This window comes from Catalinimonas alkaloidigena (genome assembly GCF_900100765.1).
GTDB lineage: Bacteria > Bacteroidota > Bacteroidia > Cytophagales > Flexibacteraceae > Mooreia > Mooreia alkaloidigena.
In genome coordinates, this window is sequence record NZ_FNFO01000009.1 from 17178 (window position 1) to 43949 (window position 26772).

14 protein-coding genes are annotated in these 26772 nt (G+C 59.6%); 10 read left to right on the top strand and 4 right to left on the bottom strand.

Annotated features, from left to right (window positions below; genetic code table 11):
* Nucleotides 1-11: 11 nt before the first annotated feature.
* Nucleotides 12-1394, bottom strand: coding sequence for a sodium:proton antiporter NhaD (gene nhaD / locus BLR44_RS20005; RefSeq protein ID WP_089685434.1), 1383 nt, complete (start codon nucleotides 1392-1394; stop codon nucleotides 12-14).
* Between the two features lie 304 nt (nucleotides 1395-1698).
* On the opposite strand from nhaD, the gene BLR44_RS20010 reads away from it, so the two are divergent.
* From BLR44_RS20010 to BLR44_RS20020, 3 genes are all read left to right on the top strand, one after another.
* Entirely contained in the window at nucleotides 1699-2946 is a 1248-nt protein-coding gene (locus tag BLR44_RS20010; RefSeq protein ID WP_089685436.1) for a 3-deoxy-D-manno-octulosonic acid transferase, read from the top strand.
* On the top strand, nucleotides 2943-3875 hold the full coding sequence (gene rsgA, locus BLR44_RS20015) for a ribosome small subunit-dependent GTPase A (protein WP_089685437.1): 933 nt from the start codon (nucleotides 2943-2945) through the stop codon (nucleotides 3873-3875). The genes BLR44_RS20010 and rsgA overlap by 4 nt, the downstream gene beginning before the upstream one ends.
* Nucleotides 3876-4522: 647 nt before the next feature.
* The gene (locus tag BLR44_RS20020) at nucleotides 4523-7252 is read left to right on the top strand and encodes a T9SS type A sorting domain-containing protein (RefSeq protein ID WP_176956136.1); all 2730 of its coding nucleotides are present in this window, start codon (nucleotides 4523-4525) and stop codon (nucleotides 7250-7252) included.
* A 90-nt stretch (nucleotides 7253-7342) separates the two neighbouring features.
* Here the strand turns inward: BLR44_RS20020 and BLR44_RS20025 are convergent, their stop codons facing one another.
* Both BLR44_RS20025 and BLR44_RS20030 read right to left on the bottom strand, forming a co-directional pair.
* Complete coding sequence (locus tag BLR44_RS20025) at nucleotides 7343-10708, bottom strand: amidohydrolase family protein (RefSeq protein ID WP_218127129.1); 3366 nt, start codon at nucleotides 10706-10708, stop codon at nucleotides 7343-7345.
* A gap of 155 nt (nucleotides 10709-10863) precedes the next feature.
* Nucleotides 10864-14100, bottom strand: a complete 3237-nt coding sequence (locus BLR44_RS20030) for a PAS domain S-box protein (protein WP_089685441.1) — start codon at nucleotides 14098-14100, stop codon at nucleotides 10864-10866.
* Between the two features lie 882 nt (nucleotides 14101-14982).
* Between BLR44_RS20030 and BLR44_RS20035 the strand changes: the two genes are divergently transcribed.
* The 7 genes from BLR44_RS20035 (at nucleotide 14983) to glk (ending at nucleotide 25609) form a co-directional block, all read left to right on the top strand.
* Nucleotides 14983-15396, top strand: a complete 414-nt coding sequence (locus tag BLR44_RS20035; RefSeq protein WP_089685443.1) for a response regulator — start codon at nucleotides 14983-14985, stop codon at nucleotides 15394-15396.
* 224 nt (nucleotides 15397-15620) lie between these two features.
* Complete coding sequence (locus BLR44_RS20040) at nucleotides 15621-20027, top strand: PAS domain-containing sensor histidine kinase (protein ID WP_089685445.1); 4407 nt, start codon at nucleotides 15621-15623, stop codon at nucleotides 20025-20027.
* Nucleotides 20028-20300: 273 nt separating this feature from the next.
* The gene (locus BLR44_RS20045; protein ID WP_176956137.1) at nucleotides 20301-21185 is read left to right on the top strand and encodes a universal stress protein; all 885 of its coding nucleotides are present in this window, start codon (nucleotides 20301-20303) and stop codon (nucleotides 21183-21185) included.
* Nucleotides 21186-21316: 131 nt separating this feature from the next.
* A complete protein-coding gene (locus BLR44_RS20050) occupies nucleotides 21317-22684 on the top strand; it encodes an MBL fold metallo-hydrolase (protein ID WP_089685449.1) in 1368 nt (455 codons plus the stop codon).
* Between the two features lie 41 nt (nucleotides 22685-22725).
* The gene (locus tag BLR44_RS20055; protein ID WP_089685451.1) at nucleotides 22726-23568 is read left to right on the top strand and encodes a universal stress protein; all 843 of its coding nucleotides are present in this window, start codon (nucleotides 22726-22728) and stop codon (nucleotides 23566-23568) included.
* A 40-nt stretch (nucleotides 23569-23608) separates the two neighbouring features.
* A complete protein-coding gene (locus BLR44_RS20060) occupies nucleotides 23609-24427 on the top strand; it encodes a universal stress protein (protein ID WP_176956138.1) in 819 nt (272 codons plus the stop codon).
* 123 nt (nucleotides 24428-24550) lie between these two features.
* Nucleotides 24551-25609, top strand: coding sequence for a glucokinase (gene glk / locus BLR44_RS20065; RefSeq protein ID WP_089685896.1), 1059 nt, complete (start codon nucleotides 24551-24553; stop codon nucleotides 25607-25609).
* 2 nt (nucleotides 25610-25611) lie between these two features.
* Here the strand turns inward: glk and BLR44_RS20070 are convergent, their stop codons facing one another.
* Nucleotides 25612-26679: an AI-2E family transporter gene (locus BLR44_RS20070; RefSeq protein WP_089685898.1), complete on the bottom strand. Its 1068-nt coding sequence runs from the start codon at nucleotides 26677-26679 to the stop codon at nucleotides 25612-25614.
* Nucleotides 26680-26772 lie beyond the last annotated feature (93 nt).

The following is a 26772-nucleotide window of genomic DNA, read 5'->3' on the forward strand; positions in this document are numbered from 1 at the left end:
GGCCGCCTCGCTTACCCGTGGGTCAGGTAATAGATGCCCAGATAGGCCCCCGCTCCGGCCAGGTAACCGACCAAAGCCAGCAGGCTGATCTTTTTCAGGTACCACACGAAGTCGATCTTTTCCATGCCCATCACGGCGACCCCGGCCGCCGACCCGATGATCAGGATCGAGCCTCCGGTACCGGCGCAATACGCCAGAAATTCCCAGAGTTTGGCGTCGGTCGGGAACTGAATCAGGTCATACATACCCATGGCAGCGGCTACCAGCGGTACGTTGTCGATGATGGCCGACGCTACCCCGATGGACAAGACTATGGCGTCCAGGTTACCGATGGTATCGTTCATCCAGAGGGCGAGCCCTTCCAACACGTGCGTGGCTTGCAGCGCGCCGATGGCCGCCAGAATGCCGAAGAAGAAAAGCACACTGGCCGTGTCGATCTTTTCCAGCGCGTGGATGGCCGAATAGGGTTTTTTCTCTTCTTCGGTTTTATCGATGTGAATCAGTTCAGAGGTGATCCAGACCACCCCGAGCGACAGCAGCATGCCCATGTAAGGCGGCAGGTGCGTAAAGGTTTTGAAAATCGGCACGAACACCAGGCCCCCTACGCCGACGGCGAGCATGCGGCGGCTGCCCTTGAAGCGCTCCATGTCTTCGGCCTGCTTGTAATCGTACTCTGCACGTTCTACCTCGCCCTTCATCTGGAAGGAAAGGATCAGCAGCGGCACCAGCAGACAGACCATGCTGGGGATGATGAGTTGCAGAATAATGTTGCCCGTCGTGACTTGCCCTCCGATCCAGAGCATGGTGGTCGTCACGTCCCCAATGGGCGACCAGGCCCCCCCGGCATTGGCCGCGATGATCAGAATCCCCGCGAAAAAGCGCCTTTGCGAAGGGTTATGGACTAGTTTTCGCAACAGCGAGACCATCACGATGGAGGTGGTCAGGTTATCGAGGATAGCCGACATGAAAAAGGCCAGCAGCGACATGACCCAGATCAGCTTGCGCGAACTCCGGGTTTTGATGCGGTTGGTGATGACTTTGAAACCCTGGTGGATGTCGATCAGCTCGACGATCGTCATGGCGCCCATCAGAAAGAAGAGGATTTCGGCAATTTCCGAAAGGTGGTGTGCTAACTGCTCTCCTACGTATTCGCTGTAAATTTCGTGGTCGGTGATGCTTTGCCCGATCGAACTGGCCAACTCGCGAGCCTCTACCGAAAATTCTTTGAAGCCTTCGTACTCGAAAAAGTCCGCATTCGGCGTACCGAGAATGAAAACGGTCCAGAGCAATACGCCCGTCAACAGGGCAGGGGCAGCTTTGTTGATCTTTAGCGGATGCTCAAATACAATGGCAGCATACCCTAGGATGAAGACAATCACCATCAAGGTGTACATAAGCAGGAGAGATTTGGTATTGGAGAAATGATAAAATGAGAAAAATAACCGCGGGGCGGCATGCCGACGCCTCGCAGCGTAAATATAACAGCACAGGCGGCAATTCACATTATTTTTGTGGGATCAATATGTGTTAAACTGACGCATTGACCTGAAGCCGCTCTTTCCCCACAGACGAACGGCTCTTGGGCGGAGGGGCCTGACCTGCGCACCGGGCGGGGCGAGGCCGCGGCAGCCACCAAAAGCACCGTTTTCTGTACCTTTGGCCCTTATTGAACCGACGCCCTGTCGGTTTTTTTATCCTATGGAAGTACTGTACCGCACCGGCGTACGTCTTTACGGCACACTGATCCGACTCTCGGCCCGGGTAAAGCCCAAAGCCCGCCAGTGGGTGGAAGGACGTCGCGACTGGCAGGCTCGCCTGCAGGACGCGATGGCGGGCAGCGATGCACCGGTGGTCTGGTTTCATTGCGCCTCGCTGGGCGAGTTTGAGCAGGGGCGGCCGGTGATGGAAGCCTTTCGGGCGCGCTATCCGCAGTATCGCCTTGTGTTGACCTTCTTTTCGCCTTCGGGCTACGAAGTCCGGAAGAAGTATGCCGGTGCCGAGGTGGTGGCTTACCTGCCACTCGACAGCCCCGAAGCGTCGGCAGCGTTTCTGGAGCGGGTCCGGCCGCAACTGGCGTTCTTTGTGAAGTACGAGTTCTGGTACTATTACCTGCGGGAACTGCAATGGCGACAAATTCCGGTACTGTTGATTTCGGCGATTTTCCGGGAGGGTCAGGTCTTTTTCCGGCCCTGGGGGCGTTTCTACCGGCAGTTGCTCGCGCGGTTTACCCATCTGTTTGTGCAGGACGAAGCTTCCGCGCAGCTTCTGGCGTCCGTCGGCATTCGGCACGTTACCGTGGCGGGCGATACGCGCTTCGACCGGGTCCGGCAGATTGCGACGCAGGCGCGCGTCATTCCCGAGGCGGAGCAGTTTTGCCAGGGCGAACCGACGCTGGTGGTGGGCAGTAGCTGGCCCGCCGACCTGGAGGTGCTGTTGCCGTTTCTGCGCCAGTTTCCCGCTCCCCTGAAGGTGATCGTTGCGCCCCACGAAATTCACGAGGCTCAACTGAACCAGTGGCAGCAGGAAGCGGGCATATCCTCGGTGCGGTTTTCACAGGCAACGCCGACCACCCTGGCCGAGGCGCGTCTGTTGTGGATCGACAACGTCGGGATGCTCTCGTCGCTGTACCGCTACGGACATTTTGCCTGGATCGGCGGCGCATACGGCCAGGGGCTGCACAACACGCTGGAGGCGGCTACGTTCGGCATGCCGCTGTTTTTTGGCGACCGGAACTACCAGAAATTTCGCGAGGCCCGCGACTTGGTTGCCGCCGGGGTGGCTCATCCCGTAGCGGATGCAGAAACGTTGACGCGGCTGTTTACCGAACTGTACCACGACGAGGCCCGGCGCGCTACTTTGGCTGCGCAGAGTCGTCGCTACGTGGCCGAACAGGCGGGCGCTACCGAGAAAATTCTCACCTTTGTGGAGCAAACCAGCATCGCATGAACGGCAGGGTATTCCGATCGACCGGATCGTGGTACGAAATAGTAGACGAGCACGGGCAACGGCACCAGGGACGGTTGCGCGGCAAGCTCAAGCTGAAAGGCGTCAAAGTGACCAACCCCGTAGCCGTAGGCGATCGGGTGGTTTTTGAGCCGGAAAGCGAAGCGCAAACCGCCGAAGCCACCGTGGTGATTACGGACGTGTTGCCCCGCGACAACTACATTATCCGGAAATCGCCCCACAAAACGGCCCACGGCCATATTCTGGCCGCCAATCTCGATCAGGCGGTACTCATTGCCACCCTGACTTTGCCTCGTACGTCGCTGGGCTTTATCGACCGCTTTCTGGTCAGTGCCGAGGCGTTCCGCATTCCCGGTGTGCTGGTGTTCAACAAACAAGACCTGCTGGACGACGAGTCTCGTGCGTACATCACGGAGCTGGAGGACCTGTACGAAGCGCTCGGCTACCGGTGCCTGAAAACGTCGGCCGTCACCGGCGAAGGGCTGGAGGCACTACGCGCGCTGCTGACCGGCAAAACCAGCCTGATTTCCGGACATTCGGGCGTGGGCAAGTCGAGTCTGGTCAACGCGCTGGCACCCGACCTGAACCTGCGTACCCAGGCCGTGTCCACCTACGCCAACAAGGGCGTCCATACCACCACCTTTGCCGAAATGTTTACCCTGGCCGACGATACGTACCTGATCGACACGCCCGGCATCAAGGAACTGGGCATGATCGACACCGAACCCGAAGAGATTTCCCACTACTTTCCCGAAATGCGCGATCGGTTGGGCGATTGCAGGTTTCACAACTGTACGCATCAGCACGAACCGGGCTGCGCGGTGGTAGCGGCCGTGGAGGCGGGCGAGATTGCGCTGACCCGGTATTATAACTATCTGGGGATGATCTCGGAGGAAGACAATCGCCGATGATCACCTGCGACTGACAGATTAGAACCCCGAACTGAGCGATTCGAAAGTTTAAAAATTGCTTTTGCGTCCTGCAATCTGGAAATTAGCTTCTCATTCAACATCTCCTCTCGCCGGGAGCTGACAGACTCCCGAAAACAAGGTCGGCATTGGTCCTTCTGCTGCACACTCGAAGACCAGTACCGACCTTTGTTTATTTTCTCTCCTTACCCCTTTACCGCTGAATTTCGCTGACGGACGCCTGTGGCCGCCCGCCGTTTTTTTGTGCGCGGACCGCTGCCGTCCGAAGGCACGATGTCGGGTTTTTACAAAGGATTCTTTTTTGCCCCGCCTATCTTTGTTTCAATCGCTATGACGCTCCCCTGAGCCCATAACGATTGAGCAGCCCGGCTGTCGCTCACAGCAGGGGCACCGAATAAGGCGAGATGATGGCGGAAACATTTTCTGGCATCCGTGGTAAAAGATCCCCTGGTTCAACAAGCAGTTCCTCCCACATTCCCTTCCTCTCCCTCCATGCTTGTCCGGAGCCAACCCTCCAACCACCTCGCCTTACTCGGTGCCCCTTGACGGGCAATACTCTCCTTCACACGCTCCCAACCAATTTCTCTACTCCTATGTACACTTCTTTACGTTCCTCTTTTGTCCGACGTATGGCCATACTGTTGGCCGGCCTGGGGTTACTAACCAGCCCGGCTGCACAGGCCACGGTATTTTACGTAAACGCCGCCGCCACGGGTGCCAACACGGGGGCCAGCTGGACCGATGCGTACACGGACCTGCAAAGTGCCCTGAGCACGGCCATTAGCGGTGACCAGATTTGGGTAGCGGCGGGTGTCTACACACCTTCCGCCTTAATTGACCTGGACGACAGCGGCGGCTCCGACCCACGCGAAGCTACATTCCGGATTCCGACCGGCGTACGGGTGTACGGCGGGTTTGCCGGTGGCGAAGTAGCGGTAGAAGCACGCGACTGGACCACGCACCTGACCATTCTGAGTGGCGACCTCGACCACAACGATGTGGACCTGGACGGAAACGCAATTGCCGAAACCGTAGCGGATGTGGTGGGTAGTAACGCCTATCACGTCATCTTTACTAAAAACGTAGGCCCCGGGGCCTGGCTCGACGGCTGTGTGGTGACGGCCGGGCGTGCCGACATTGCGGGCCTCTCCACCAACAAAAACCGCGACGGCGGCGGGTGGTACAACGAAGCAAAAGAACCGGCAGCCAGCAGTAGCCCGACCATCCAGCACTGCCTCTTTCAGGGCAACTACGCCGAAGACGAAGGCGGTGCGCTGTACAACACGCCCGGACCGGGAGGCGCCACCGCCTCGCCCATGCTGCTCGACTGCACGTTCGAGGCCAATTATGCCGGTCGCCAGGGCGGTGCCATGGTGCTGGGTTCGTTTACAGCGGGGACCTACGAGGCCGACATCGACCACTGCCGGTTTATCGGCAACATTGCTTACCGTAGCGGCGGTGCGCTTTACCTGTTAGGCGATGCCTCCACACTCGACAGTTGCACCTTCGACGGCAATGCCACCACCATCGTCATGCCCGGTTCCACCTCGCCAGGTTCGGGCGGCGCGGTGAATCTGGTCGCCTCCAACGCAACATTTCAGCACTGCATGTTCCTGAACAACAGCGCCACAGGCACCCCGAACGGCGCTTACGAAGGGGGCGGGGGCGGTGCTGTCAACATTGTAGCGGGCAGCGTCAGCCAGCAGAGTGCGCCTTCATTCTTCAGTTGCGGTTTCTACGGCAACTACGCCGGTGGCAATACCAGCGGCTGGGGCGGGGCGGTCAAGCAACTGGTCGACGGAGGTGTGCTGATCTCTCAGTTCGTCAACTGCGTCTTTGCCGACAACAGTGCGCAGGAAGACGGCGGCGCGGTGGCCCTGTTCGCTCGTGACTTTGCGTATCCCGGCCCGTCGGATGCGGTGCTGGAGTCTACATTTACGAACTGCACCTTCGCCGGAAACCACGCCGATCGCAACGGCGGCGGCTACTTTACCAACCTGGTCTACGGCGACGTGTCGCTGCTCCAGGCCAAGATGGAAAACTGCATTCTGGCCAGCAACACGGCCACAACGTCGGGCGACGAATCGTACAACAACCTGAGCACCAACACGCGCGTGTCGTACAGCCTGATTCAGGGATATGGCGGCAGCGGGGGCGGCTGGAATACGCTGGCGGGTACGGACGACGGCAACAACCTCGATGCCCCCCCGCAATTTGTGAATGTTGCCCTGCCGCTGGGGGCCGATGGACTCCCCGCGACGTCGGACGACGGGCTGCGGCTGCAAATCGGTTCGGCGGCGCGCAATGCAGGCAACAATGCCGCGACAGGACTGTCGGGCGTTACGCTGGACTACATCGGTGCAACGCGCATCCAGAACGGCACGGTCGACCTGGGGGCATACGAACGCTTCTCGTTCATCATTCCCGGACTGAAACTCTACTGGTTGTACAACTGGAGACCCTACCTGCCCAACTGCCTCACGTGCCCGTGGGCTCTGCGGTTCAACACCCGAATCCTCTATGCACAGCAACTGCAGAGCCGCGAGAAAGGCGGGAAAACGGACGAAGGAACCGGGCTGGTGTGGGATGCGCCCGCGCAGTTGCAGGTCTACGACGACTACGCACTGGTGAAGGGAACGCTCGTGCATCCGGAAAACAAAGAGATTCGGTTCGACGTGTACCTGAAACTGATTAAGCCCCATACCTGGAAAGCGTGGCGAACCAAAGGACGGGGCTACAAGGCCGTGACCGACGAAGCCAAGAAAGCGGCGCGCGCGCATCACGAAGAATGGACCTACTGGATTCTGTCGAACGAAAGCAAACTGACCGGGCAGGGGGCATTAAAAGGAACCTTGTCGTTGGCCCATGCGCCCCGAAATGTCCGCACCGGATTTCAGTTAGGAGAGGGTGGCAACGCCTACGACGCGACGTTTGGACTGGGAGGCGATTTTACCTACAAGGGCAAACTGTATTACCAGCGGAAAAAGCTTTTGTTGAAGGGCACCGGCAGCCTGAACGTAGATGCCGAACTGTGTACAGAGCAGTGCGAACCTACGCGTGAGCAGGCCACCACGCGTCCGGCCACCACAACCGCTTCCGTCAGCTCGGCCGAGGCACCGTACAACATATATCCGGTCCCGGCGCGCGATCGGCTGGTGCTGGAACCGGCCGGCACCGCGTCCGGACGGCACGTCGTGCGACTGTACGACCTGCGGGGGCAACTGCTGCGCGAGAAAGCCGTGTCGGTCACCGAGGGCACACAGCATCTGGACCTGCAGGGCCTTGCGCCCGGTTTCTACCAACTCCAACTCGAAAAACCCGACGGTTCTTTCCACCGGTACAAGATCGTCGTTCAGTAACCGTTAGGCTGCTTTGTTGATGTTTGTGGTTTGAAAAAGGGAAGGCACGCGTGCCTTCCCTTTTTGTGGAAAGTCGCCGAGGAAGGAGCGTTAGTTCCGTGGCAAACCGGGCACCTGTTCCGGCTTGGCATTCTGCCACGTATACGGCGCTGCCTTTTGGGCGTCGGGCAGCACTTCGTCGAGCGTGGCGGCGTCGTACAGGCGGCCGTTGCGCATTACGTACTGCAGTGTGTTGCTGTGGCGGATGTTGTCCAGCGGATTTTCGTTCAGAATCACCAGGTCGGCCAGCTTTCCGACTTCGAGCGAACCCAGGTCATCGTCCAGCCCGATGGCTTCAGCCCCGAGGATCGTAGCCACTTTCAGCGCGTCGTGGGGCGACATGCCCCCGCTTTGCATCGACCACAGTTCCCAGTGGTACCCCAGCCCTTGCAACTGGCCGTGGCTGCCGATGCCCGCCAGCCCTCCGGCTTTCACCAGTTCGTTCATAAATTCGGCGTGGCGCTGGAAGATGTGCTCTTCGTCCATGAACCAGGCGCTGCGTCGCCGGGCTTTGGCGGCTAGTTCTTCGTACGGCGTGAAGCGCTGCAATTTCGGATCGTGGTACGGATCTTCGGTTTCGTAGTAGTAATTCTCGGCCCAGGGACCTCCGTACGACACCAGCAGTGTGGGCGTCACGGCCATCTGCGACTCGGCAATGGTTCTGATCACGTCCTGGTAAATCGGGTAGATCGGCAGGGTGTGTTCGTGACCGGGGTAGCCGTCCAGGAGTTGCGTCATGTCGAGTTTAAAGTCCAGACCGCCTTCCGTCGTCGGCATCAGGCCCAGCTCCTTCGCCGCCATAATGACCCACTGGCGCTGCTTGCGGTTCCCCACCAGATACATCTTGATCGTTTTGGTGTGGTAATAGTCGCTGTATTGCTTCAGCACTCGCTTGGTGTGGTCCAGGTCTTTCAGATTGTACATCCAGTAGCCGACACCAGGACCGGTCGAGTAAATCCGCGGACCGGGCATCAGGCCCGCTTCCACCATGTCGCCGTAGGTGAGCACGTCGGTCGTACCCGTTTGCGGATCACGTGTGGTCGTGACGCCATAGGCCAGGTTGGCCGCGTAGACCCACACCTGATTTTTGTGGATGCCCCAGGTCGGGCGCAGGTGGGCGTGGGTATCGACAAATCCGGGCAAGATCGTCTTGCCGCTCACGTCCAGTTCCTGAGTGCCGGCCGGCGGTTGCAACGAACCCGAAGGCCCCACCGCTTTGATGCGGTTGTTTTCGATCCAGAGGTCGCCTTTGGCGATGACCTCGTCGCCCTTCATCGTGATGAGGCGGGCGCCTTTCAGCAAGACGTTGCCCTGGGGAATGTCGCGTGCAAACGGCACCTTGATTTTGTATTCGTCGGCCGTGAATGCAGGGGCGTCTTTCTTGCCGTTGCGCTGGGTAGAATCCGTGCGGGCGGTGTCGGCCTTGGCGGCTTCCAGGCTATCGGCAAACGCTCTGCCCTCTGCCAGATCGTAGATGAAATGGCCGTTGCCGAGCGACCAGTGGATCTTCTCCCCGTTGCCCGACCAGGCCGGAAATTCGCCGCCCAGTTCGGTCAGCTTTTGGGCCGGAAAGGCCGATTTTTCGGGGTTGGCCACAGAAATGGTTGGCGTCTGGCCGTAGACCGGAATGGTCACCACGTAGATGTCGTTGTTGACCTGCGCGAGCGCCTGCTTGCCCGTGGGCGACAGCAGAATGACCGAGGCTTTGGAGGCTTGGTCTTCGTCGGCTTCCGGGTTTTCGGGCAGCATGTGGGCGTCGTCGGCCATGACCGAGGTGCCGTAGGTGGTGATGCCCTTGATCTTGAGGTGTTCTTTTTCGTCGGTGCCGTCCCAGCGAATCGACAGTAATCCCCGGTCGCCCTCGTTCAGGAAAATACGGTCGACGCCTTGGGTAAAATGCGGTGTTTCGCGGTCGCGGGCTTTGTCGATCCAGTGTACCTCGCCCCCCTTGCTCGCAATCCAGCAGAGGTCGTTGCCCAGATCCGGCACGCGTGGCCCGGCCGCGTCCTTATAATTCTGCGCCACGCCGCGGACAAAGACGATGCGATCTTGCGTATACGACCAGGCCGGTTGCATGTAAACACCGGGCTGCTGCGTGAGTTGCACGAGCTTGCCTTTGCCGTTCGCGTTCACTTTGTAGAGGTGACCGCCGTTTGTGTCGTTCCAGGTCGTAAACACAAGCGTTTTGCCGTCGGGCGACCAGGCCGGTTGCGCTTCGGTGAAATTGTGCGTTGTCAGTCGCCGGGGCGTTCCGTTCGGGAAGTCCATCACGTACAGGCGGTTCAGCGCCGTGAAGGCCAGTTGCGAACCGTCGGGCGAAGGCACCGCGTGGCGGATCTGCGTCGCCAGCATCTGCGTAGAGTCGCTGATCGGGAAGTTGAAGTCCAGGCGTGGTCCCATCGCCAGGTTCACATCGGCCTCGAACGGAATTTCGGTGGCCGTCGGATTCTGCACCGAGATCTTGTAAATCTTTCCCCCGTAGCTCACCACCAGAAACTGGCTGTCGGGAGTAAACGACATGCCGGGCAGCACGCCCAGCGGCGCAATCGATTCCTGTTCGTCGCGCTGCACGGGATAGGCCAGCCACCGTTCGTCGCCGCTTTGCAAATCGCGGATCAGCAGGCCGGTGTTGTCTTCAAAGCGCGTCCCGAACACCAGCCACTTGCCGTCGGGCGAGAGGGTGGGCGTGAAGGCCGAGCCGTAGCGAGACGAGATGCGCGCCGTCTTTCCGTTCTTCAGGTTATAGGTACCGATCTGGTACTGGGGCAGTTGGGCATTGTATTCCCAGGCTTTGCTCCGTTGCGAAAAGTAAAGAAGTTGCCCGTCGGGGCTGAAGGCCGGATCGATGGTTTTCAGGTTTTCCGGCTCTTTGATCAGCGCCGCCCCGGCTCCGCCGTCCTTGTGGTAGAGGTGCAGCTTGAGGTTCCGGCGTCCGCGGGCCGCCACGATGTATTCGCCATCCGGCGACCAGTCGGCCGAAGCGAAGTACTGATTCTCGTCCTCCGAAATCTGGCGCATTTTCTGCGTGGCCAGTTCCATCGTCCAGACGTTGTCGTTGCCGCTCGAATCGGAGATGAACACAATCGATTTCCCGTCGGGACTGTAACGGGGATGCACGTCGTAGGCGAGGCCCTGGGTGATGCGGGTGGCCTTGCCGCCCGCGATGGGCAGGGTGTAGAGATCGCCCATCAGGTCGAAAATGATCGCTTGCCCGTCGGGGCGCACGTCCAGCGACATCCACGTCACCTGATCGGTCGTGAACTGGACGGTACGGGTCGGTTCCAGCGGAAGCGATTTCTTTTTTTCTTTCGAAGAGGCCGCCGAATCGGCTTTTTGGGCATGGGCGAGGGGCACGACGGCCAACGTCATCATACCCGCGAGCGAACAGCCGAAGAAGCGGGTGTAAAAAAATTTCATAAGCACAAGTGAATGAAGTAAACGTAAATGTTTACCCAAATGCCCGAAAATCAAAACCCAAAAACTGCGAACGGAGAGAAATAGCGGGGAAAATGAAAAAACGCAGCGGAAGAATGGCTCCTCGCGCTGCGTTACTCTCTCCCATACCTATATTTTCAGACCAGCACCTTGATGCGTCGCGACAGCGATTCGGCCAAGGCGGCCGTGCGCGCTTGAATCTGCGCGATGTGTGCGGCGATGTCGTGGCGTTTGTGACTCGACTCCAGCAACTGCGGCCCCTGAGCCACCAGGTGTTGCAGGCCGGCGTCGTCGATCAGGTGCAACGTGGTTTTTTGTTTGTGGATGGCCGAACGCAGCGCTTTCATGTCTTCGTGGCGCAGGGCGGCGGCGTATTCGTCGGCAAATTCGCGCAACGACCGGCAGATCATCTCGGTCAGTTGCTGGCGGTAGCTTTCTTCCTGAGCGGTGGCTTCCAGCCGCGGGAAACGGTCGGGAATGGCCATGTCGAGGATGGCGGGGCGTGTCGACGAAGGGTACGACAGCGGCAGCTCGGGCTGCATGGCCAACTGGTAGGCGCGGTTGCGGCTGTGGCGACGAATGACCCGGTGCAACTCTTTGGGCTGAAACGGTTTGCCGATCAGGTCGGTAAAGCCGTACGTCTGGGTCCGCTCCGTGAGCTCGGAAGGCGTGGCGGCCGTGAGGGCCACGATGGGCGTTTTCGCCACCCGCTGGTCGGCCGAGTTGCGGATCAGCGACGTAGCCTGCCAGCCGTCCATCACTTCCATCTGCAAGTCCATCAGAATCAAGTCGTACGACGTAGCGTGAGCACGTTCTACGGCCACCGCGCCGTTGGGCGCAATGTCGAACGAAACGCCCCAGTTGCGCAGCATGTCGCCAGCTACCAGTTGGTTGACCTCGTTGTCTTCGACCAGCAGCACGCGGATGCCTTCCAGCGATTGCGACAGGGAAAGAGGACGTTCTTCGGGCAGGTTCTGGCCGATGCCGAACCGCAGCGAGAACGAGAATTCGGAGCCGAGCGACGGAGCGCTGTTCACATGAATGGCGCTGTTTTGCAGCTCGATGAGGCGTTTGGTAATGGCGAGGCCCAGGCCCGTACCGCCAAAGCGCCGGGTGGTAGAGCGATCGGCCTGCATGAACCGCTCGAAGATCTGCTGCTGCCGGTCTTCCGGAATGCCGATGCCGGTATCTTTCACCGAAAACTGAATGTGTACTTCGTCGGGTTGGAGCGACTCTAGCGCCGCGCGCACCGTGACGCTGCCTTCGGGCGTGAATTTCAGGGCGTTGCCCACCAGGTTGTTCAGGATCTGCGTCAGGCGGGTGGGATCTCCCTTCAGGACCGACGGCAGGTTTTTGTCGTAATGCACCAGCAGTTGCAGGCTCTTTTCCTCGGCACGCGGCAGAAACTGCTCGCGCAGGCCGGTCAGGATGGCTTTCAGGTCGAAGTCGATCTCCTCCAGTTTGATGTGTCCGGCCTCGATCTTGTTGAAATCCAGGATGTCGTTGATCAGTGCCAGCAGGTTATCGGCCGAAAACTTGAGGGTTTTCAGGCGGGCCTGCTGCTTGCCCGTGAGCCCCTCTTCCGCCAGCAGCAGGTTGGTGATGCCGATCACGCCGTTGAGCGGTGTGCGCAGCTCGTGGCTCATGGTCGAGAGGAACTGGTCTTTGGCCAGCACCGACCGCTCGGCCGCTTCCTTGGCCTGAATCAGCTCGGCGTGGGTGCGCTCGTCGTCGGTGATGTCGCGGACCTGCCACAGGCGGCCGTAAAGTTCGTTGTCGCGCTGTACCGGAATGCAGGCCATTTCGAGCAGACGACCGGCGTGGGTTTCGAGCCGTACTGCGTGTTGCGTCGGGGGCTCTTCCAGCACCTGGCGGATCGGCGAGTGGTCGGCCAGCAGGCGATGTTCTGCCTGGCGGATCAGGGCGGTGGCCGAGGCGCCGACGTAGTCTTTCTCGTCGCCGGGCAGTTCCCACATGCGTACGAACGTTTCGTTCAGCAGCACAATGCGGCCTTCTTCGTCTTCGGCAAGTACGCCCGCCCGCACGTGGCGCAGCAGCGTAGAGGTGCGCGACAGCGCCTTGTGCAGGTGCTGCTCGTGGCTCTTGCGTTCGTCCGAATTACGCGAAATGCTTTGTAGGCCCGTCAGGGAGCCGTTTTCGTCGCGGATGGCACGCAGCGTGGTGTCCATCCACTTGTACTGGCTGTCGCTGTAACGCACCCGGTACTCCAGGTGGACCGGCTCTTCGGGGTGGGTCAGCGCCCGCTCCAGTCCCTGGCAAAACAGCTCGAATTCTTCCGGATGGATGTAGCGCTGCGGGAAATGGCCCACCAGCGATTCGGCCGACTGCCCCAGCAGCTCTTGTGCCGACGGCGTCACGAAGGTGTAGCGCCCCTCGCTATCGTGCAGACCGATCACGTCGTGCGTGTTTTCAGAAATCAGGCGGAACAGGTGCTCGTGGTGCAGCAGGCGCTCCTGTACTTCGCGGAACGAGGTGATGTCTTGCGTAATGCCCAGAATCTGCGTCGGTTTGCCTTTCGGATCGCGGCGGAACACCATCTCCCGCGAACGCAGCCAGCGGTAGTTGCCGTCGCGGTGCCGTACGCGAAATTCGGTGGTGCGGATCTGGTTTTCTTCCAGTTCGCGCCACTCCTGGCGGCGGCTGGTGAAAGCGGGGAGGTCTTCCGGGTGGACGAGCGTGCTGAGGGGCAGGCCGCCCATGGCCTCCACTTCCGCATCAGTGTAGCCCACAAAATCGGTGAATTGCTTGCTGAGGTAGATGTTTCGCCCCAGCGACAGGTCGTAGACGTGCAGCATGTCGGGCGTGTTGTTCAGCACCGCCTCGATAAAGCGCTGGTCGTCCAGCAATTGCCGTTGAATCACCTCTTCTTCTTCCATCCCGGTCAGGGTCAGCAGCCAGCCGCCGCCCGCAAAATCGGGGAGGGGCGAGCGCGAAAGGTGAACCGGGTCGCGGCGGTCTTTCTGGATGACGTACCACTGACAGCCTGCCGTAGGCGTTTGCAACTGCTGCCACACGGCCGCCCAGCTCCCCACACTCCGGGGCAACTGGATGTCCTGCGAAAGATGCAACAGTGCGGGCAGTTCGTCGAGGTCGATCTGATAATTCGCCAACAAGCGCTTGGCTTTCTGGTTACTAAAAAAGGGCTCTTGTGTTGCGGAGAAAGCAATCAGGGTCGATGGCAACTGATCCAGCCACCGGTAGTACTGTTCGCGGCACCGGCGCTGGTGGTGCTGGTACAGAAACCAGGCCCCGAGGCCGACCAGCAACAGAAGCGTGACAACAACGAGGGAAGACAGAAAAGAGATATGAAGAAGTGAACCTGTAAAAAGGTCGAACCAAGTGACGTTTTTCATGGGAGTAAGTCGGTCCGTACGAAGCCTTCAAAACGAGATTACCCGTGGTTGCGCAACCTCACATACGTACGTTGCTCAATATTACGAGCGCCTACGTCCGTTTGCGCTTCGGGTTACGGCGAAAACGTACCGTGTAAGCTTTCCGGATAATTTTCAAGATGCTGGTGGGCATCCGGTAACGTTTGCAAGGTCGCTTGAAAAGCCGGTGCCCGAGGAGGCGCTGCAACGCCGTAGAACGCCCCGACTGGCTGGTGTTACGCAGGCTTCCGGCTGCGCGCTATGCGTCACGCCACAGATGCCGGAAGTAAGAATTTGGGGAGAAGTTCTGATTCTGCCTCCTTTCCTCAAGTCAACCCTCATTTTTGACGTACGTCTGGATTTAAAACAGAACGAAAAGGCAAGTGAGGTGCGCCTGAAACCCACAGAAAATCCATTTTGGAGAGGCATTTCGACGCCATTTCGCGCATCGGCGGGCGGCGGGCGGGCGGCCTTTTTGGTACATGTGCGGCGCGTGACCCGGACGTGGAGACAACAAGTTGGTACTGAAGCCATTGGCGGTGCAAGGGTGCTGCGGTTGCCCGGCAGCGTGTGCGGATCGGGCCGCGGACAATTCCTGGATCATACCACATCTTACGTAGGGCGTTTGAGGCGTCGTCGTAGGAATTAGGGTATTTTATCTAGATTTAGACCGGTGTTTGTGTATCAATTTATTTAAATTGATATTTAAGCATTGCGGAATGTGGGTACAGACCAGAGGCGGGTCTCGGAAATGCGTTGAACCTGCCGCGACGAGCGTAGCGCGATAAGTTTCAGAAGGTAAGGCCGTCCACGAAGCGGGCGGGTTTTTCCTCTGGTAGTGTGTATTTATTTTGAGACAACAGGATGAAGAAATTACGCACCATTTTGATCATCGACGATGATCCCATCTTTACAGAAATGGCGACCATGATTATCAAGCACTGGCAGTTGTCCGAGCACGTAATCAGCGCCCTGAACGGAAAAGAAGGTTTGGCGCTTTTGCAGAAGTACTGTGGTGCCGACCCCTCGTCCCTGTGTCCGGACCTCATCCTGTTGGACATCAACATGCCCGTCATGAACGGATTCGAATTTCTGGAAGAGTTTCAACATCTGGCATTTGTCGAAACGCCGCAGGTCATTGTGTGCACCAGTTCGCAAGAGCTCTACGACCTGGAGAAAGTGCAAAAACTCGGCGTCATCGGAAACATGGGCAAGCCCTTTAAGCCCGCCAAATTGCAAGAGATTATGGAGGCATGGGAGCACCAGCATAATCTTTGACACATCAACCTGATGTGAGGTCTGACGTACAATTACTTGTAACCCTTTTGTTTGCCTCTATACCCACTGAGCCGAAGCGTGTGCAGCCTTTGGCTTACGGAGTGCCCACACGTGTGGTATCTGTTTTCCTAATAAAGTTAGTCAGTACGAATGTGTAGTTCAGCCCAGAGAGGAACGTTGAATGGCCGGAGTTTCGGGCAGAATTGGACAGAAACGGGGGATGCATGAGCACCGAAACATCGCAGTCAATACCTGAGTCGCTTTTACGGGTGGTCTTTCAACAAGCCCAAGACGGAATTTTCGTGTTTGACGAACGGGCGTGTGTGGTAGAAGCCAACCCGATGGCCTGCCAGATGCTGGGGTATACCCGCCAGGAGCTACAAGGCCTGTCGCTGGCCCAACTGATCATGTCCGACCACCTGCAAAGCTATCCGCTACGTCTGGAAGAGCTGCGCAAAAAAAGCGTGCTGCGCATGGAACGGCGGATGCGCCGGAAAGACGGCACGTCCCTGGCCGTGGAGGTCAGTGCGTACGGTACGCCCGACGGACAACTGATCGGGTTTGTTCGTGAAGTGACGGAACGCCAGCAGGCCGAAGAGGCCATCCGTACGTCGGAAGCGCGTTTCCGGGCGCTGGTCGATGCCGCGGCGCAGATCGTCTGGACCACCGGCGCGCAGGGCGACGTGGTAGAAGATTCGCCTTCGTGGCGGGCGTTCACGGGCCAGAGCTACGAAGCGTGGAAGGGCTTCGGGTGGCTGGAGGTCCTTCATCCCGACGACCGCGAGCGGGTGGCAGGCGAGTGGCAACGTGCCGTTGACAGTCGCTCGCCCCTGGCTACCGAGTACCGCCTCTGGCACCACAGCGGCGAGTGGCGGTGGACGGCTGTGCGGGCCAGCCCCGTCTACAGTCCGCATGGCGAATTGGAAGCATGGGTCGGCATGAATACCGACATCACCGAACGCAAGCAGATCGAACAGGCACTGGCCGACGAACAGGAGCGCCGTCAGTTGGCACTGGAGGCCGGTCGGATGGGCACCTGGCACTGGTATCCGGCCAGCAAAACCGTTGAGGTGGACGTCAGCCTGCGGCGGATGTTTGGCCTATCGCCCGACGAATCTACGACCAGCGAAGACCGCATCTTTCAGACGTTTCATCGGGACGATCTGCCGGAAACCCGAAGGCGCCTGGAAAACGCCTTGCAACAGCGGGGCACATACGAACACGACTTCCGGGTGATCTTGCTCGACGGCTCCGTGCGGTGGTGTCGCAGCATCGGCCGCGGGTACTACGATGCCGCCGGGCAGTTTGTCGTTTTCAACGGCGTCATCTTCGACATTCACGCGCACAAAGAAGCGGAGCAGGCCCTGCACCAAAGCGAAGATCGTCTGCAACAGGTAATCAGCCACCTGTCCGAAGGGTTGGTCATTGCCGACACCTCAGGCAAAATGCTCCACTGGAACCGGGCGGCGCTGGCCATGCACGGCTTTGCGAACATGGAAGAGTGCCGGCAAACCCTGCCGGAGTTTCAGGACCTCTACCAGCTTGCCTTCCTGGACGGAACGCCTGTGCCTTACGACCAATGGCCCATGATGCGTCTGTTCCGGGACGAAGAAGTGCAGGAGCTGGAATTGCGCATCCGGCGACTGGATTCCGACTGGGAGCGGGTTTTTCGGTACGGCGGTAGCTCTTTTCTGGACGCCACTCAACAGCAGGTGGTGTTTCTGTCGATTACCGACGTGACCGAACGCAATGCGGCCGAACAGGCCCTCAAAGCCAGCGAACAGCGCTTTGAGCGGATTGTCAGGGCCACCAACGATGCCGTCTGGGACTGGGATTTTGCCACCGACGACATCTGGTGGAACGACGGCCTGCGTACCATTTTCGGGCACGACCTGAAAGAGCTGAAATCGGATATTGCCTGGTGGGAGGAGCACATTCATTCCGACGACCGACTTTGGCTGATCGACGACCTTCAAAACGCCATTGACAACGGCGAAATTTCCTGGTCGGGCGAGTACCGTTACGCCCGCGCCGACGGAACCTACGCCTGGGTGCTGGACCGCGGCTACATTGAGCGAGACGACGACGGACGGGCCGTTCGGATGGTCGGCGGCATGGCCGACATCACGGTCCGCAAAGAAATGGAGGAGTCGATTCGCAACAGCGAAGAGCGTTTTTCCAAGGTGTTTCGCATGAGCCCGGCCGCCAAAGCGCTGGTGCGCAACGAAGGGCGCGAGATTATGGACGCCAACGAGAGTTATGCACGTCTGGTAGGCATCCGGCGCGAAGAACTGCTGGGGCAAAGTGCAGCGGAACTGCTGATTGTGGAAGCGGCAGAACGGGCTCTGATTCGGGATCGGATGATGGCGAATCGGGGGGTAATCCACAACATGGAAATCACTGCTACGTCGCGCGAAGGAAAAAAACTAGACGTGTTGTTCTCGGCCGAACCCCTGGAGTTGGCCGGCGAAGCGTGCATCCTCGTGACGATGATCGACATTTCGCGGCAAAAGCAGGCCGAGCGGCAGATCACGCAGTTGCACAGTGACTTGGCCAAGAGCGAGAAACGATTCAGGGGACTGGTGGAAAACAGCAAAGACCTGTTTCTGGTGTCTACGCCCGCGGGCATGCAGTACGTGAGCGACAACGTGGTGCAGATCCTGGGCTATACGCCCGAAGCGTACCTTCAACTCCTGCCCGAGCAGTTGGTGCACCCGGACGATCAGCCCCTTCGCTGGAAAGAACTGGAGCAGCCCAATGCGCTGATCACCCTGAAGTTCAGGGCGTTGCACCAGGATGGGCACTGGGTCTGGATGGAAGGAACGGCCTCCAACTTGTTCCACGTCGAAGAAGTCGGCGGCATCCTGTTTACCCTGCGCGACATTACCGAGAAGAAACACGCGGAAGATGCTTTGCGCGAGAGCGAACTGCACTTCCGGCAACTGACCGAATCTTTACCGCAACTGGTCTGGACCTGCCGCCCCGACGGCACCTGCGATTATCTGAGCCAGCAGTGGGTGGAATACACCGGCATGCCGGCCGAAATTCAGTTGCAGATCGGCTGGATGGAACAGGTGCACCCCGACGACCGGGACGCCACCATCGATGCATGGCACCTGGCCGTGACGCAGAAATCCGACTTTCATGTGGAGTTCCGCATCCGCCGCCACGACGGCCTCTACCGTTGGTTCGACACGCGCGCCGTGCGGCTGGTCGATTCGGCCGGCGATACGGTGAAGTGGTTCGGCTCCAATACCGACATTCACGACCGGCGCGAGGCCGAGCAGGCGCTGCACCTGATGAACGAACTGCTGGAGCAGCGCGTCAAAGAGCGCACCATCCAACTGGCCGAAGCCAATCAGGACCTGCACGCGTTTGCCGAAGAAATGCAGGCCACCAACGAAGAGCTTCACACCGCCAACGAGCACATCTCGGCCATCAACCGCCAACTCACCGAAACCACCGACCTGTTGCAGGAAGCCCAGCACGCCGCGAGTTTGGGCAACTGGGTGATCGAAATTCCGAGCATGAAGTTGTTCTGGTCGCGCGAACTCTACGAAATCTGGGGCTTCGACACGAGCGAGACGCCCCGCCTGGCGTGGGTGGAAGAGCGCATGCATCCGGAAGATTTCGCCCGTTTGCAGGAATCGCTCGACTGGAACATCCGCGAGAAAAAGCCGTCGGAATCGATCTTTCGCATCTTTCACCCGGACGGGCAGATGCGCTTCATCGAGACCAAAGCCTTTCCGATAGTCGACGACACCGGGAACGTGGTGCGGCTGAGGGGCATCTCCCAGGACATTACCCTGCGCAAGCGCCTGGAAGAAGATCTGCAGCAGATCAACGCTTCGCTGGAGCAGAAGGTAAACCAGCGAACCACCGAGTTGCGGCAACTGGCGCGCACGCTGCAGGCACGTAACGAGGAGCTGATGCGGACCAACGCCGATCTGGACAACTTCATCTACATGTCGTCGCACGACCTGAAACACCCCATCACCAACCTGGAAGGGCTGATCGATACCCTCCAGTTTTTCCAGGAGCCGGGGCAAATGGAACGTTGGGAAGAAATGATGCGCCTGTCGGTAGCTCGCCTGCGGAAGGTCATTACCCACATCACCGAAATCGCCAAGGTGCAAAAAGGGCTGGAAAGTGAGGTGAAGGAACTGGACATCGCACAGGTAGTGCAGGAGGTAGAAAAAGACCTGCAAGCCCTCATGACGCAGGAGGACGCCACGATCCAGCTTCAGTTGGACGTGCCCACCGTCACCTTCATTCCCAAGTATTTCAACAGCATTCTGCAAAACCTGCTCAGCAACGCCATCAAGTACCACCATCCGGAACGCAAACCGGTGGTCCACCTGTCGACGCATCGCGAAAAAGAACGGATTGTGCTCACGGTGCGTGACAACGGGTTGGGGTTGTCGCCCAGCCAGCAGAAGCGGCTGTTCAAAATGTTCCAGCGGTTGCACACCCACGTGGAGGGCACAGGCATTGGGCTGTACATGATCAAACGCATGGTCGAGAACTACGGCGGGCGCATTACGGCCGAAAGCCAGGTCGACCAAGGCACAACGTTCCGGGTCTATTTCAATCCTACGTGGTTCGAGCGCCCGCCGCACCACACGACCTGAGCCGCGCGGACGGTTCCCTTTCCGAAAAGATGATAAGAATCATGTTTTGGGTTGATGAAGATGCTCGCCATTCCTCGTCAGCGCAGCTACCTTTATCGTGTCCTTGCTGACAAGGTGGGCGGCCCGTTGCCCCGCACTGGGAGGAGCAACGCTTTACTACAAAGACCTGTCAGCCGTACCGACCTGCTACGTCGGTTACCTACAAGGCTTCGCGCTGGCGGCGTGCGGCCCTTCTTCCTACCGGCCGATCATCATCCTCTTCTCCCTATACTCATGAAAAAGATTCTGGTTCCCCTCGATTTCTCGGCGCCGTCCCAACAGGCGTTGCACCTGGCTGCCCAACTGGCTCGGAAAGCTTCGGCTTCCCTCGAACTGATGCACGTGGTGGAGCTTCCACCCACCTACGCCTACGGCGCCTACAGCCTGGCGCAGGGCAATTTGCTGACCGACTGGGAAGAACAGGCTGGCCAGATGCTGGACACCCTGCGGCAGAATCCGGACTATGCCGACCTGACCCTGCACACGTTTGTGGACATCGGTACCCCCACGCAGCGCATCGTGCAGCGTGCCCGGCAGACCCACGCCAGCCTGATTGTAATGGGCTCGAAAGGCTGCACCGGACTCGACGAACTGCTGTTCGGGTCGGTTGCCGAGCGTGTGGTGCGGTTTGCTCCTTGTCCGGTGTTGGTCAGCAAAGCGCTGGTGGACCTGGCCGACATCCGTCGGGTGGTTTTTGTGAGCGACCTGATGGAAGAGCAGAGCGGGGTGATTACCGCCTTGCGCGACCTGCTGCCGTTTTTGGGGGCCGAGTTGCACGTGCTCTACGTCGTGACGCCCCTCGATTGGGTGCCGAGCCGCGTGGCCGAACAGCGCTGGAACCATTTCCGGGAGCAATACGGCTTGGAAGCGCAGTTTCACTTCTACTTCGAAGAGAGCAAAGAAAGCGGTATACGCCACTTTATGGAAGACCTGAAAGGCGATATGCTGGCCATGGGCACACACGGACGGCGGGGGCTGCAACGCTTCCTGGCCGGCGGGAGCCTGGCCGAACAGGTGGTCAACCACACCCATCAGGTCATCTGGACGTGTCCGCTGGAACGGGCAACCGACGAAGACGCGCTTCCGGAAGCGCACAATTTTGCCAGCCTGGCGCACTGATTTCCCGAAGCAACGCGACCGGCCCCGGGCCGCTGCCAACTCGATACCCCCGTTCCCACGGAGAATGCAACCCCGTTTGATCCGCCTTGCTTACGCGGCGGACTGTCCGAATCGCTCTTACGTTCCTTCTTATGCACGTTCACACCTTTTATAATCCTACGTTGGCGCATGCGTCTTACGCCGTTTGCAGTGGTCGCGAAATTGCCCTGGTAGACCCCGGGCGCGACCCGGAGCCGTACCTTGCTTACGCGCGTCAGCACTTCGGTCGCATTGTGGCCGTGCTGGAAACGCATCCCCATGCCGACTTTGCCAGCAGCCATCTGGAGTTTCACGAGAAGCATGGCGCCGTTATCTATGTCAATCCGCGGGCACGGGTCACATACCCCCACCGCGCGGTCGACGAAGGGGACTGGATTCGGGTGGGGAACGTGGGGCTGCAAACCCGCTACACGCCGGGCCACTCGCTCGACCACAACGCCTACCTGTTGCGCGATGAGCTGGGCGAGCCGCACGCCATTTTTACGGGCGATTCGCTGCTGATGGGCGACGTGGGGCGCCCCGACCTGCACGAAGGCGACCTGCCCATTTCGATCAGCCGTCGGGTACTGGCGGAGCTGATGTACAAGACGTTGCAACGCGTTTACGAACCCTTGCAGGAAGACATACTGATTTACCCCACGCACGGATCGGGTTCGTTGTGCGGCCGTCAGATCCGTTCGGAGCGGTACAGCACGCTGGGCTGGGAAAAGCGAAACAACTGGGCGTTTCGGACCAGCGGGCGCAAAGAGTTTATCCAGAACCTGCTGGAAAACCCGCCTTTTCGTCCGCCTTATTTCTCGTTCGACATCATCCAGAACCGGGCGGGCTTTCCGGCCTATGCCGAGAGTCTGCAGCAGGTACGGTGGATGGGACCCCACACCCGGCGCGATGCACGCGTCACCGTGATCGATACGCGGCGCTCGGAAGCGTTCCGGGCGGGCCATGTGGCCGGCGCCATCAACCTGCGGTGTGCGCCCGACGATAAGTTCGAAACCTGGCTGGGTACGCTGGTCCGGCCGTACGAACCGTTTTATCTGGTGGTAGAAGACACCGCCGCCGCCGGGTCGGTGCTACGCCGGATCGCGTCCATCGGGTACGAAAAACAGCTGCTGGGCGTGCAGTGCAATCCTGACGATGGCCTGGAGCGGGAACAGGTGCTCAACCTGACCAATTTCCGGATGCATCCGGACGAGTACACCATTCTGGACGTGCGCCTGCCGGCAGAAGCCAAAGCAAAACGTTATTTTGCACATGCCCATGCCATTCCACTGCCGGAACTGAAGCGGCGGATGTCGGAGGTGCCTACCGAACTCCCCATTGTGGTTCACTGTGCCGGTGGGTACCAGTCGGCGGCCGGTGCCAGCATGCTGTCCGAACGTTTTCGCGGACTGGTGCCGGTTTACGATCTGGGCGAAGCCGTCCACGAGTTTGCGCCGCTTGCGCAAAGCAGCGTCGTGTAGCGCGGCCTTCTCTTGTTGCGAACAACCTAAACCACTCCCTCATGAAAACCCTCGTTTGCCCCACCGATTTCAGCGAAATAGCCGAGAACGGCGCCCGCTATGCCTACGACCTGGCTCAGTCCCTCCAGTTCCGTCTGCTGCTGCTCCACGCGTTTCATCTGTCCGAACTGGCTCCGGTCGACGGGACGTACGTACCCGAGCGCGTGGTCGACGATCTGGCAGCGCAGTGCGATGACAAATTGCATACTCTGGCCCAGCAGTTAGGGCAGGAGCAACCCGAGGGCACGGCCGTCGAGGTGATCACCCGGAGCCGCTCCGGCTTTGCGCTGGAGGCCATCATTGCCGAGGCTGAAGCGCAGCAGGCCGCGTTGATCGTGATGGGCACCGGGGGCGACAGTGGGCTGGCCAAGCTGCTGGGCACCCTCACGGCCGAGGTAGCTGTAAAAGCGCCGTGCCCGGTCCTGGTGGTGCCGGAGGGGCAGGTATGGGAGCCGTTTCGCAAAATCGCCGTGGTGGTAGACGAGCACGAGCGTCTGTCGGACGAATTGCCGGTGGTGTTGGCCATGGCGCGCCAGAGTAACGCGCAGCTTTTCTTCTTCCATGCCCTGACCGAGGCCGACGACCAGACCAAACACGAAACCATGAAACGTTTCGAGCACATCTACCAGACGGTCGACTATCCGCAGGTTTCCTGTCATTTCAACGAACACGCTTCGGTCGAAGACGGCATCCTGGAATTTATTCAGTGGCTGGGGGCCGATCTGCTCGTCATGACCCACCACACGCGGCGCTTCTGGCAGGCGCTGTTTCACCGCAGCTGGACCAGACGCCTGGCGCAGCATACCCACCTGCCGCTGCTCGTACTGCACGACGCTCAGGCTTAAAACCTGCGCCCGCTTGATGGGCCGCTACGTTCCGAACGCTATGATCCGAGGCATTCTGGTACCGACCGATTTCTCGACCTGCGCCGAGCAAGCCCTGCACTACGCGCTAACCCTGGCCGAGCGCAGCGGGGCCTACCTGGTGTTTTGCCATACGCTGCATGCGCCGCTGGCAACCGAGCCCGCGCCGAAGCGGGTGCAGCAGTTGCGCCACATGCGCGACGCAGCCGAGCACAACTTTCAGGAACTCCAGAAGCGACTGCCGATGCTGGGCAACCTGCCCTCCGTGTTTCGCATCGAAGAAGGCAATTTGCAGGATCACCTGCGGCACTGCATTCCGGACGACCGCATCGACCTGATTGTGATGGGAACGCGGGGTGCCGACGGCATTGCTGAGCTGCTGGGCAGCAACACCAGCGACACCATCCGGCGTGCGCCCTGTCCGGTGCTGGCCGTTCCTGAAAACGCTCCGTTGCGGCCCGTCCGGCGCATTGCCTTTGCCACCGACGCTACTGCCCTCCGGCCGGAAGCCTTGCAACCCCTGGCCGATCTGGTAGCATTGCTGGACGCTGAGTTGCAGGTGGTGTACGTAGAGGCAACCTCGGCTCGGCCGGGCACCGCCGCGCATCCGAACCGGTCAGTACTTGAGGCCGCCTTTCCGCAGGCCAGCGTTTCGTTTCATCAGATTGCCCACCCGCGTGTGGAAGAGGGGCTTGCGATATTTATGACGCAACACGCGACCGACCTGTTGGCCATGATGCCCCGATCCCACACGTTTTTCGATCGTCTGTTCAAGGGCAGCCACACCCATCGGATGGCGCTGCACAGCACTGTTCCGCTGTTTACCTTTCGCGAAAACTGAGCGGAATCAGTCGAAGCGCTGGGAAAGGTCATGGCCAAAACGCCGTCAGAAAGCTTGCTTTGCCGTAGGCTGCTCTTCAAAGGACAGTCGCCGTTTTTGTTTCACCCACTGAGTTCTGATCCCATGCTCGATACCGAAACCCTTACTTCCGTTGTTTCTGTCCCCGTCGCGTTTCCGTCGGCCACGCCCTTTTGCGGCAACGTGCTGGCGGTAGACGTAGGCGGAACCAAAACCGATGTGGCCCTGGTGCGTTTTGCCGAGGGCCGGGCTACCCCGCTGGCGCAGCATACGTACGCGTCGGCGGCCTATGCATCCCTGATCGAATTGTTGGACCATTTTCGGACGATGGCCCCGGCGCCGGATCGCCTCAGCCTTGGCGTGGCGGGTCCCGTCGTGGCCGGAAAAGCGCAGACCACCAACCTGCCCTGGACGGTCGACGCCGCGCAACTGAGTCAGCACTGGAACGGTATTCCCGTCTCGTTGCTGAACGATCTGGAAGCCAGTGCGTACGGACTGGCTGCGCTGCCCGCACACGACTTCGCGGTGCTCTGCCCCGGCACGCCGTCGGCGGAGGGGAATGCGGCCATCCTTTCGCCCGGCACCGGTCTGGGCGAAGCCGGTCTGTTTTGGGACGGCGAACGTTACCGGCCATTTCCTACCGAAGGGGGACATGCCGACTTTGCACCACGAACCGAACAGGACGCGCGGCTCTGGCGCTACCTCCGCGAGCAGTTTGGGCACGTGAGCTGGGAACGGCTGGTTTCCGGCCCCGGTCTGGTGAACATTTACACCTTTCTGAAAGAGGTAGAACGCCGTCCGGTACCGGCTTGGCTGGCCGACCACCCCTCGGACGCGTCACTGGCCAAGGCCATCAGCGAGGGTGCGATGCGGCAGCAATGCCCGATTTGCCTGGAGACGATGCAATTGTTTGTGCATTACCTGGCGCAGGAGGCAGCCAATCTGGTGCTGAAACTGAAAGCCACCGGTGGACTCTTTATCGGCGGCGGCATTGTGCCGCGCATCCGCCCGCTGGTCACCCCCGATGCATTTTTGCCGCGCTTTTTGCAGGTGGGGCGGCTGCGTCCGCTTCTGGAAAAAGTGCCTGTGTACGTGGTGCTCAACCAGCAAACGGCCTTGTGGGGAGCCGCTCAGTACGGCGCCCATGCCGTGCCATCGGAGTGAGGTTACGCCGCTTTTCGGGTAGACGAAGGCGGATCTTCGTGCGTGCCGAGCAAAAGCGCCAGCGGTTTCCAGGCCGGCACCCGTTCCGAGAAAAGTTTCAGGATGCCGACGAAAGGAATGAAAAGGATCATGCCGGCCGTTCCCCAAAGGAGGCCACCCGCCAGAATCACCAGAAGCAACACGAGCGTATTGATGCGGAGCTTATACCCCACGGCCACGGGAAAAATGACGTTGGCTTCCAGGAGTTGCACGATCACAAACACCACGACCACCCCCAGCGGATAGTAGAGCGAGTCGTACGTGAGCCAGGCAACTGCCATCGGCAGCAGCGCGCCCACCGTGATGCCCACGTACGGAATGAAGGTGAGCACCGAGGCCATAAAGCCAAAGAAAATCGCCTGAGGCACGCCAAGCAGCAGCAGGCCCAGGCTGTTGAGAATGCCCACGGCCAGGTAGACCAGCGCCATCCCCTTGATAAAATTGTAATACGTGTTGATGACCTCCGGAAGTGCTGTCGCAAAGGCATTTCGCCAGTGGGGCGGGGCCAGGTGCAGCACAGACGTGACCAACAGGTCACGGTAAAAAAGAATCAGCGCCGCAAAGATCGGAATCAACAGCACCAGTACGGCCGACACCGAGGTGGAATAAAGCACGCCGGGTAACTGCCCAACAGTATGCTGCAGGGCGCTGGAGAGTGCCGACGAAAGCCACTGCTGGCGGTCGTCCTGTCCTGCCTGCAACAGGGCATCGAGGTAATCCGTCAGCCGGTGGAGTTGCCCGGTCACCTTTGCCGACAACGCCGGCCAGAGTTGCCGGAACTGCATCAGTTGGCGGATCAGCAACACCGCCACCCCGGCCACCACCAATACAAACGCCAGCAGCGCGAAGCCAATGGACAGTGACCGCGGCACGCGCCGGCGTTCCAGCCAACGGCAGAACGGATACAGCACAAAACTGATCAGAAATGCAAAGCTGAGCGTCACCCACACGGTCTGGCCGAAGTACAGAATCAGGCCACCGAACAGGATCAGTTGCAGCCAGAACAGCAGCGATGAGGAAGGGGAGCGCATGGTAGGCATCGGCACGGGGATGAAAGAAGCGCGTTCACGTACGAAAAAGCGAAAAGGCCGTTTTGCAGCCCTTTCGCTCGGAGAGAAGCATGA

Coding starts and splice junctions, on each gene's coding strand:
- BLR44_RS20040 (WP_089685445.1), top strand. CDS start 15,621: ATGAGCACCGAAACATCGCAGTCAATACCTGAGTCGCTTTTACGGGTG.
- BLR44_RS20050 (WP_089685449.1), top strand. CDS start 21,317: ATGCACGTTCACACCTTTTATAATCCTACGTTGGCGCATGCGTCTTAC.
- BLR44_RS20010 (WP_089685436.1), top strand. CDS start 1,699: ATGGAAGTACTGTACCGCACCGGCGTACGTCTTTACGGCACACTGATC.
- BLR44_RS20025 (WP_218127129.1), bottom strand. CDS start 10,708: ATGAAATTTTTTTACACCCGCTTCTTCGGCTGTTCGCTCGCGGGTATG.
- BLR44_RS20030 (WP_089685441.1), bottom strand. CDS start 14,100: ATGAAAAACGTCACTTGGTTCGACCTTTTTACAGGTTCACTTCTTCAT.
- rsgA (WP_089685437.1), top strand. CDS start 2,943: ATGAACGGCAGGGTATTCCGATCGACCGGATCGTGGTACGAAATAGTA.
- nhaD (WP_089685434.1), bottom strand. CDS start 1,394: ATGTACACCTTGATGGTGATTGTCTTCATCCTAGGGTATGCTGCCATT.
- BLR44_RS20045 (WP_176956137.1), top strand. CDS start 20,301: ATGAAAAAGATTCTGGTTCCCCTCGATTTCTCGGCGCCGTCCCAACAG.
- BLR44_RS20070 (WP_089685898.1), bottom strand. CDS start 26,679: ATGCGCTCCCCTTCCTCATCGCTGCTGTTCTGGCTGCAACTGATCCTG.
- BLR44_RS20055 (WP_089685451.1), top strand. CDS start 22,726: ATGAAAACCCTCGTTTGCCCCACCGATTTCAGCGAAATAGCCGAGAAC.
- glk (WP_089685896.1), top strand. CDS start 24,551: ATGCTCGATACCGAAACCCTTACTTCCGTTGTTTCTGTCCCCGTCGCG.
- BLR44_RS20020 (WP_176956136.1), top strand. CDS start 4,523: ATGGCCATACTGTTGGCCGGCCTGGGGTTACTAACCAGCCCGGCTGCA.
- BLR44_RS20035 (WP_089685443.1), top strand. CDS start 14,983: ATGAAGAAATTACGCACCATTTTGATCATCGACGATGATCCCATCTTT.
- BLR44_RS20060 (WP_176956138.1), top strand. CDS start 23,609: ATGATCCGAGGCATTCTGGTACCGACCGATTTCTCGACCTGCGCCGAG.